This is a genomic window from Lujinxingia vulgaris (genome assembly GCF_007997005.1).
Classification (GTDB): Bacteria; Myxococcota_A; Bradymonadia; order Bradymonadales; family Bradymonadaceae; genus Lujinxingia.
The window spans coordinates 1-8,453 of the sequence record NZ_VOSL01000110.1; the positions used below are offsets into that span (position 1 = coordinate 1).

Sequence of the window (8,453 nt, forward strand, 5' to 3'; positions counted from 1 at the left end):
TGTTTGTGATGTGCGCGCCTTGAGCACCCCGCGCGCCGACGCGCCCGGCGCCGAACTCGCGCGGCCGGCCCGCGCCCAACCCCTGAACCACCATCAGACGCAGCGCCACAAGGCCGACAACGACTCCGAGGGGCAACTCTGGGTCATCGGGGGCATCATCGCCGTCTTCATCGCGCTGATCGTGCTGGCCTGGGCCCTCTTTCTGGCCTGAAGCCCCCCTCTCGTTTTGTGCCTCAGAGGTACTTCTCGATCGTGGTGAGGATGTCGTGGCAGTCCACCAGGTCGGTCACGTAATCGAGCTCATGGCTGGGGATGATCACCACCGGTGAGAGATCGTAGTTGGCGATCCACCCCTCGTAGAGCTTATCGAGCTGCTTGAGATACGCCGTCGGGATATTCTTTTCCATCTCGCGCCCCCGCAGCTTGATGCGTTTTTTGACCGCGCGGATCGGGCAGCGCAGGTAAATCATCAGATCCGGGGGCTGAATCTGCGAGTGCACCGCCTCATAAAGCTGGCGGTAGGTGCGATAATCGCGCTCCGTCATCAGCTTCTTACGGTAGAGGTTCTCCGCAAAGATCTCGGCGTCCTCCCAGATCGTGCGATCCTGGATCACGCTGTGCGTGGTCTGATCGAGGTCCAGGTGCAGCTTGAACTTCGCCGTCAGAAAGTAAATCTGGCTGGCGAAGCTCCACTGCTTCATGTTCGCGTAAAAATCCTCGAGGTAGGGGTTCTCCTCGTTGGGCTCGAAGTAGGGCTTGATGTCGTAGCGCTGGCATAAAAACTCGACCAGCGAGCTTTTTCCGGCGCCGATATTGCCGGCCACCGCGATGTAGCGGCGCTTGCCGGCGGCCTCCCGGCCCAGCTCGGAGGTGCGGTCGACCTCGATGATCTGGCGAGTATCCTGTGGCTGTGTCATCGTCTCTCTTTTGGCGCCCGGCGCGCCTACCAACACCATTCATCGGCCCGCATAGGGGCCTCTAACTTCAGCTTCTTCGGACCCACCCATGAGTGAGACCTCCCCCGCCTTCATGATCCTGACCTGGGTCGTCGGCCCCCTGCAGACCTCTATCTACGCCATCGCCTGCACGCGCACAAATGAGGCCGTGCTCATCGACGCCGGCGGCCAGGCCCAGACCGTCCTAAAAGATCTTAAAGATCAAGGACTTACCCTCAAAGCGGTGTGGCAGACCCACGCGCATATCGATCATATCGCCGGGCTCCCAGAGATCGCGCAGGCCAGCGGCGTGCCGGTCTACATGCACCCCGACGACATGCCGCTTTACCGCGCCGCGCCGCAGCAAGCGCAGATGTTCGGCTTTGCGGCGCTGGGCGATCTTCCCCCCATCGATCACGACTTAAGCGACGGCCAGACCTTGAAGGTAGGCGATCTCCAGGCCGAGGTACTCTACGTGCCCGGGCACAGCCCGGGCTCGGTGGGCTTTTATTTTAAGGAGCTCGATCTCTTCTTTGGCGGCGACGTGCTCTTCGCCGGGAGCATCGGCCGCGTCGACCTGCCCGGCTCCAGCATCGAGCAGATGCGCGCGTCGCTGGAGCGCCTCAAGAGCCTGCCCGATGCGACACAGGTGCTCCCCGGTCACGGGCCGGCCACGACCATCGGCCAGGAGAAGCGTTACAACCCCTTTATGCAGGGCTTCTAACGCGTCTGCCCCCCGCTCTCAGACCACCAGCCGCTCGCGCGTGGCTTTGATCATGCGCGCGAGCCGGCGCACCTCATCGGCGCGCGCGTCGACCTCGGCGATGAGCTTGTCGCGGTCGCCCTCGGCTTCCCGATCGCTCTGCACCTGCTCCAGCGCCTCCTCGATCTGGCCGTAGAGGCGATCGCCGGCGTGCTCGATGAACTCTTTGAGCCGGTCGCTGTAGCTGTGAATCATACGCATCAGCTCGGCCTCAATGGCCTCGGTGGCCTCCCGCACCGCGGCCACACCTTCTTCTTTGGCGCGATCTTTGAGGCGCTCATCGCCCTTGCCCTTGAGCACCATCGCCAGGATGGGCGTGGCCAGCGTGAGCACCCCACCCACCAGCGCGTTGGCAAAGAGCCAGACCGAGACCCCGAGCGTGCCCAGGGCAAACACGCTCACATCATACCCGATCGTGTCGATCTCCAGGTCCAGGCCCTCGCCCATCCCCAGCTCCTCGCGCAGCGCTCCCACCACCTCGCGCATCGACTGGTTGGTCACCTCGATCGTCTCTTCAGCGAGCGCTTCGAGCCCCTGGGCGATCTCCTGACCCTCGTCTTCGAGCCACTTCTGGAAGGTGTCCTGAATCCAGCGCGAGAGGTAGCGCTTCACATCTTTGGCCTCGGCCCGCTCCACCTGCACCGGCAGCGCCTCGGCGAACCCATCGGCAAAGACCCGCAGGTTATGGCGTGCAGTCGCCGCGATCCCGGCGCTGCGCTCATCGACCCGATCGAGGTTCTCGCTGATCACCCGCCGGCTCTCTTTAAGCCGGGCGTGCACCGCGCGGATGCGCTCCTCAAGCTCGGCCTGCTCCAGGCGATAGCCCTGCCGTTTGATGGCCAGGTTCTGCTCGATCATCGCCGCAATGCGCAGCGCGCCGCCCAGCGCGCTGTCGAGCACGATGGCCTCTTTGCGCTCGCGCACAAACTGCTGCACGTAGCTGCGAAAGGCCTCGAACTCCCCGGAGGGCGCCTGCCCCTTCTTCTGCGCGTCGAGCGCGGCACGGGCCGAGAACGCAAACAACTCCACCGGCCCGATCAAGGTCTCCAGGCGCTGGCGGGCGTAGGCCTCAACCTCCCTGGCTTCGTCTTCGCTGAGCGCGTCGAGCTTGCCCAGCACAAAGAGGATGCGGTCGCGGTTGGCCTTTAAGAGGCGGTCGCGAATGAAGCTGACCTCGCTCTTCTTGAGCACCTGCGTGGCGTCGAGCACGTACAAGATCACATCGGCGCGGGGCAGGTACCCGTAGGTGATCTCCACCTTCTGGCGCGAGATGTCGTTGACCCCGGGCGTGTCCACCAGGATCAGCCCCTCGCTCAAAAAGTCGTTGGGGTAGCCGATCTCCACATACTCGGGCTCTTCGGCGCTCTCTTCCTCATGGCGAATCAGCTCGCCAAGGCCCTCGTAGCTGACCTCACGCAGCGCACCTCCGCGCCGCTCTTTGATCGCCGCGCGCGGGGCATCGGCGTGCACAAGGTGGGTGATCACCGCGGTGGTCGGCGTGATGCCCATCGGCAGCACCTCCTGACCCAGGAGCGCGTTGACCACCGTGGATTTGCCGTGGTTGAACTCCCCCAACACCACCAGCGAGACCTGCCCGGCTTCCAGCGCCGGAAGCCGCTCCTCGACCACCTCCTGGTGGATCGAGCGCAACCCGCTGCGCTGCGCCATCTCCGCCAGCTCATCGAGGTAACCGGTGACATGCCCCCGGTTGACGCTCACCTGCGCCTCTGCCTCAGCCTGCTGCGTCATCCATCCTCCTGATCAGTACGCCCTTGCCGTGAGCCCACGGCCATAAATGAAAAACCCGCGCAAGAACCGGGCAAGGACGATCTTCCGCCGTATCCTCGCTGCACCTACGTGTTGTGGCATGGCTCATCCCCGTGTCGGATCGCACCTGGCTGACACCCCGCGAGGCCGTCGTCACCACCGGGTGAGCCGAGGCCTGAACACCGGGACGCTGTGCGCCCGATGCCCTCCCTCGACCGCCGACGGCCGATTCCTCACGTTAGTCAACACTGGAGACCCGAGCATCGCCGGGATGAAGCGCCCAACCTTAAGGGCAAACGAACGACGAATACTGACTCCTCGCCGCGCCTTGCGCGGGCTTGTAAACCTTTGAAAGCATTGCACTTTTAAACCCTCAAAGGTTCACAACACTTGTATGACGTTCTCCACCTCTCTGTCAACCTCGTCGAGCGCCTGACCACCGCGCTCGTTGATGAGCTCGCGGTAATACGCGCTCTTTGCAAAGAGCTGAAGTGCCCGCACACGCTTTGGAAGATAAGGGTGCGACGCCAGGTATTCTTGAAAACGCCCCACGCCTTCTTTGATGCCATCGACCTGACTTAAGTATTCGTCGAGATCGATCTGTTCAAAAAGTTTCTCGCTCCCCAGCGCGAGCTTCATCATCACGCGCAGCGCGACCTGCTCGTCGCGACAGCAGATCAGCCCGGCCCGATCGCAGGTGATCTCCCCGCGCCGACTCCAGCCGTTGAGCGCCAGGCGAGCGGGCACCGCCGCCCATTTCACAAAGGTGATGACGCCCTGGGAGAGGAAGTTCGCCGCGGTGTGGTAGACGACGTGGTTGTTCTGGATGTGGCCGCACTCATGACCGATCACAAACTTGAGCTCCTCGGGGCTCAGGCGATCGACCAGCGCGGAGTTGAGCACGATAAAAGCCTCATCGTCGGTGCCGTAGGTGCCCGCGTTGAGGCTCGCCAGGTTCTGCGCCACGTAGACCGTGGGCACGGCGATATCGAGCGTCTCGGCGCACTCCACCACCAGGTTATGCAGCTCAGGGAACTGCCGGCGGTTGACCTTCACGCTGCTCCCGAGCAGGGCGTTTTTCTGCACCGCCTTCCAGAAGCGCACCGTGGCCTCGACCACGATGCGCACCGGGCGCAGGCGATCGAGGCGGCGCAGCACCCGCAGATCGCCGGCAAAGGCGTACTCGCCAAAGCCGGTCTTCTCATCGCGGCCGCTTCGCCCCTGATTCTGACGGTTGATGTAGGTGAGAAAGTCGAAGTCGTAAGCAGTCATCGCATCGCCAGGCAAAGGCTGGCGCACCCTTTAAAAGATGGCGCGCCGCCACAAGATCCAATCCCTATCGCCCCACACGCACTGAGGCTGCAGAGCATAACCTCTGTGCCCCTCAAGGCTACTCCCACTCTTCAGGGAAACCTGCGCGCCTCAGCCTTCGCTCAGCGCGTCCATCATCTCTTTGAGCGTGCGGCGGGGCGCGGTGTCGCGGATGGCTGACTGTAAGCGCACGCGGTCCACCGTCGAGAGCGGTTGCAGATCGGTGCGCTCAATGGCGTCGACGATGCGGTCGAGGCTCTCCATCTTCGCGCGCAACGCGCCGGCATCAAAGCCCGGCGCGGCCTGCTCGCCACTGCGGGCGCGCTCCCGCTCCAGTTTGAGGCGCTGCTTGAGGCCCTCGATCTCCCCGCGCAGATCGCGCTCCAGCGATTCGAGCGAGGCGCGCGCTGCGCGCGCTTCTTCCAGGCTGCCCTCGGCCGCCTCCGCGCGCCCCTGGAGCGTGTCGCGCTCGGCGCGCAGCCCCTCAAGCTCCTCGCCAAGGCTGGCAAGCTCGGCCTGCGCCGCCTCCAGTCTGCCGCCGACGTCGACGGCGGCCGCGCGCAACGCCTCGATCTCGGCGTTGAGCTCGACCTGCTCGGCCTGCAAGTCGCGGTTACGCCGCTCAAACTCCCCGAGCAGCCGCTCCTGGCGGGCGGCCTCCTTGCGGGCGGCCTCCAGCTCTTCGCGGGCCTGACCGCCGCCGCGCGAGGCGCGCAACTCTTCCTGGGCGCGCTCAAGCTCCCGCTCCAGCAGCGCCATATCCGCATCGCGCGTATCGAGCTGCGACTCAGCCGTCTCGGCGCGCGCGCGCAGCTCGTCGATGCGGGAGGTGGCCTCCTGCAGACGACGATCGAGATCTTCGCCCCGCTCCCGCTCGATGATCGCCTCCTGGGAGGCCTCGCGGGTCTCTCGGAGCTCGGTGCTCAGGCGCTCTTTCTCCTCAAGGGCCTCTCGGAGCTCGGCGTTCAAACGCTCCGCCTCGCCATGATCACCGCTCTGCGGCGCGGCGAGCTGGGCCTCTTCGAGCTGACGACGAAGCCCCTCGATCTCATCGGCCTGACGCGCCGCAAGCTCCTCAATGGCCCGCTTCTCGTCCTGCAGGCGCGCCACATCGACGCCGCCTGCGCTGACGCCTCCGCCCGCGTACGGGTCGACCTCGCTGACCTCACTGGCCAGCTCCCGCGGATCGATCTCCAGGACGTCATCATAACCCGCCGAAGCCTCATTGAGCCCGGCGTACTGCCCGCCCCCGGCGCTCACCCCAAAGCTGACGCCGCCCCCATCATCCTCGTCGCCGCCCTGATCGAAGCCGCCCTGGTCGAAGCCGTTTTGACCAAACCCGCCCTGATTCTGCCCCGCTCCCATGCCCGCGTCGTAGGGGGTCTGCCCAAAGCCGTTCTGGCCGCCGCTGACACCGCCCTGATGCTGACCCGCTCCCATGCCCGAGTCGTAGGAGTTCTGACCAAAGCCCTGCTGTGCGCCGCCCTGGTTCGGATTCTGGCCCTGGCCAAACCCACCCTGCCCGAAGCCCCCGACCTCGTCCTGGCCAAAGTCCTGGGTGACGCGGTTGGCCCCGTAGCCCTGCTCCACCTCCAGGCCTCCGCCCCCGTAGTTGCCGTTGAGCTGGGGCGCGGCCGCCGGCTTCTGACCACCCGGCTGCTGGCTGGCGTCCTGATAGAAACGCAGGATGAAGTCCCCGCACCACACCTCATCCTGATCCTGCAAAAACTCCGACGAGGTCACCGGCTTACGCTCGTCGTTGATCATCAGGTAGGTGCCGTTGGAGCTGTTGAGATCGACGATCTCATAGCGCCCATTCGAATAATGGAACTCCGCGTGATGCCTCGAGACGCTCTTTCGATTGGAGCGAATCGTGCAATCTGTCGCTCGTCCGATCGAGACCACCGGGGCCTGAGGCCCAAGCTCCACGCTCATCTCTCTGCCAGACGCGTCCGTGTACACAAGCTTCGCCACCGCCACTACTCCTGCGCTCGTCGCTCTATTCGATCGGCCCGTAATGCCGCATCACTCTTACAGGGCCGCATCATAAGGCGGCCCCCTCATAAGCGTCAATCAAGCCTGAACGCTCGGATAGGATCGCGCCCACCCCCGCGCCATCCCCACACCAGGCACTCGTCTCAACCCCGGACCCAGGCCCGTCCCCAGCGTACCAGTTTGTAAACGTTGAAGGCCGCAAAGAGCCCCATCAAAAGCGCCATCACCGCATACCACCAGTGATCGATCGGCCGGCGGCCGTCCTGCACGAAGTAGGCGTTGACGCAGAGCGGCTCGCTCTCAAAGACCTGCTGCACCTCGGCCTCAGTCGCCCGCTCGGTCCACCCCTCCTCAGCGCGCTCCTCCGGGGTGGCCTCGCGGTAGCGAGCCGTCCAGTTGCGGCGAATCGTCTCGCGGCGCTCCTCGGCCAGCCGCTCCAGCCCGGCGGCGTCGTAATCCTCGCAAAACGCCATCCCGTAGCGCTCCCCGTAAAAGCGCTTCAGCCCGGCCAGCCGCTCCCCGCTCGACGCAAAGGAGAGCAGGCGCCCCTGCCCCTCATAATACGTGCGATCGTTGTCGCCGGGCTCATCCGAGGTCAGCGCCATCTCCCGCTCCAGCGCGCTCATCCCCGCCAGACGCCCCTCCCGCTGCACATAGACCTCGCCGCCCACGAGCTTAAAAAACTCCCAGTCCCCCCCCTCACTGCGCCTCGACGGCACCCCCTCCAGGCTCACAAAGGTGTTATGCGCCACCGGCGGCTCCCACCCGGACTCATCGCGCATCTTCGCCGGCCAGCCCGTCACATCCCCCAGCGCCACCGGCTCGCTGTCCTCAAAGAAGTACGCGATCTCACTGCGCCAGTCGCTGACCACCGACCCCAGCACCGCGATCACAAGAAGCATCAAGATCGGCTGCAACACCGAGCCCTGCTCGCGCCGCTGCGCCAGCGCCATCAGCTCGTCGTCCACCTGCCCCTGCTCATCTCTCATCGCCTAAGCCCTGCTCGGAGGTTCACCGTCTCAACCAAAACACGCCGGACTTATACGGTGTTCCGTGGGGGGGGACAACCGGGGTGGGGGGGTGGCGGGTTCGCGGGGTTGGGGGGTTCGCGAGGTTGGGAGGTTCGGACCGGCGCCGAGGTTTGCGCTTTGTGGTTGGGTGGTTGGGTGGTTGGGTGGTTGTGGGACGCCGGGGTTCATGGCGTGGGTCGATTCGTACGTGCGGTGGGAGGCGCACAAGGTCGAGGACGAGGACCTGCACGAGCTACCAGTACGAGGACGTGGACGAGCTACCAGTACGAGGACCTGCACGAGCTACCAGTACGAGGACGTGGACGAGCTACCAGTACGAGGACCTGCACGAGGACGAGCTACCAGTACGAGGACCAGCACGAGGACGAGGACGAGCGACCAGTACGAGGACGTGGACGTGGACGAGCTACCAGTACGAGGACCTGCACGAACGCAAACCCCCAAACCCGAGCGCATCCAGGGCGACGCCTGGCAAGGAGTGAGGGATGAAGCTGTAGCAGCGCTACCGCGACGACGCAGCGACGCAGCCAGCGTCGTCCTGATGCGCTCGGCGCCAGCGTCGTCCTGGGGCGCTCGGCACTCGGCACCTTGATATCGAAGCCCTGTTCGTTACCTTTAAGCCGCTTCAAACGCACGCCCCACCCCCCCCCC

At 64.9% G+C, this 8,453-nt stretch carries 7 protein-coding genes; 2 read left to right on the forward strand and 5 right to left on the reverse strand.

Translation table 11 applies throughout. From position 1 onward, the window contains the following. Window positions 1-211, forward strand: a 211-nt coding sequence (locus FRC96_RS16410) for a hypothetical protein (RefSeq protein ID WP_230470352.1), incomplete at its 5' end; no start/stop codon positions are given. 22 nt (window positions 212-233) lie between these two features. Here FRC96_RS16410 and FRC96_RS16415 read toward each other — a convergent pair. Continuing rightward, window positions 234-917, reverse strand: a complete 684-nt coding sequence (locus FRC96_RS16415) for a deoxynucleoside kinase (RefSeq protein WP_146976013.1) — start codon at window positions 915-917, stop codon at window positions 234-236. Between the two features lie 88 nt (window positions 918-1,005). Here FRC96_RS16415 and FRC96_RS16420 point away from each other — a divergent pair, with 88 nt between their 5' ends. Next, on the forward strand, window positions 1,006-1,659 hold the full coding sequence (locus FRC96_RS16420; protein WP_146976015.1) for an MBL fold metallo-hydrolase: 654 nt from the start codon (window positions 1,006-1,008) through the stop codon (window positions 1,657-1,659). A gap of 18 nt (window positions 1,660-1,677) precedes the next feature. Here the strand turns inward: FRC96_RS16420 and FRC96_RS16425 are convergent, their stop codons facing one another. The 4 genes from FRC96_RS16425 to FRC96_RS16440 form a co-directional block, all read right to left on the reverse strand. Continuing rightward, window positions 1,678-3,447, reverse strand: coding sequence for a dynamin family protein (locus FRC96_RS16425; RefSeq protein ID WP_146976017.1), 1,770 nt, complete (start codon window positions 3,445-3,447; stop codon window positions 1,678-1,680). A 399-nt stretch (window positions 3,448-3,846) separates the two neighbouring features. Further along, window positions 3,847-4,737, reverse strand: coding sequence for a M48 family metallopeptidase (locus FRC96_RS16430; RefSeq protein WP_146976019.1), 891 nt, complete (start codon window positions 4,735-4,737; stop codon window positions 3,847-3,849). Window positions 4,738-4,887: 150 nt separating this feature from the next. Then, window positions 4,888-6,750 carry an FHA domain-containing protein gene (locus tag FRC96_RS16435; protein ID WP_146976021.1) on the reverse strand — a complete coding sequence of 621 codons (1,863 nt, stop codon included), beginning with the start codon at window positions 6,748-6,750 and terminating at the stop codon, window positions 4,888-4,890. Window positions 6,751-6,914: 164 nt separating this feature from the next. Beyond that, a complete protein-coding gene (locus FRC96_RS16440; RefSeq protein ID WP_146976023.1) occupies window positions 6,915-7,760 on the reverse strand; it encodes a hypothetical protein in 846 nt (281 codons plus the stop codon). Window positions 7,761-8,453 lie beyond the last annotated feature (693 nt).

Excerpts from the sequence above, each read along its gene's own strand:
- FRC96_RS16415 (WP_146976013.1), bottom strand. The coding sequence starts at position 917 with ATGACACAGCCACAGGATACTCGCCAGATCATCGAGGTCGACCGCACC.
- FRC96_RS16420 (WP_146976015.1), top strand. The coding sequence starts at position 1,006 with ATGAGTGAGACCTCCCCCGCCTTCATGATCCTGACCTGGGTCGTCGGC.
- FRC96_RS16425 (WP_146976017.1), bottom strand. The coding sequence starts at position 3,447 with ATGACGCAGCAGGCTGAGGCAGAGGCGCAGGTGAGCGTCAACCGGGGG.
- FRC96_RS16430 (WP_146976019.1), bottom strand. The coding sequence starts at position 4,737 with ATGACTGCTTACGACTTCGACTTTCTCACCTACATCAACCGTCAGAAT.
- FRC96_RS16440 (WP_146976023.1), bottom strand. The coding sequence starts at position 7,760 with ATGAGAGATGAGCAGGGGCAGGTGGACGACGAGCTGATGGCGCTGGCG.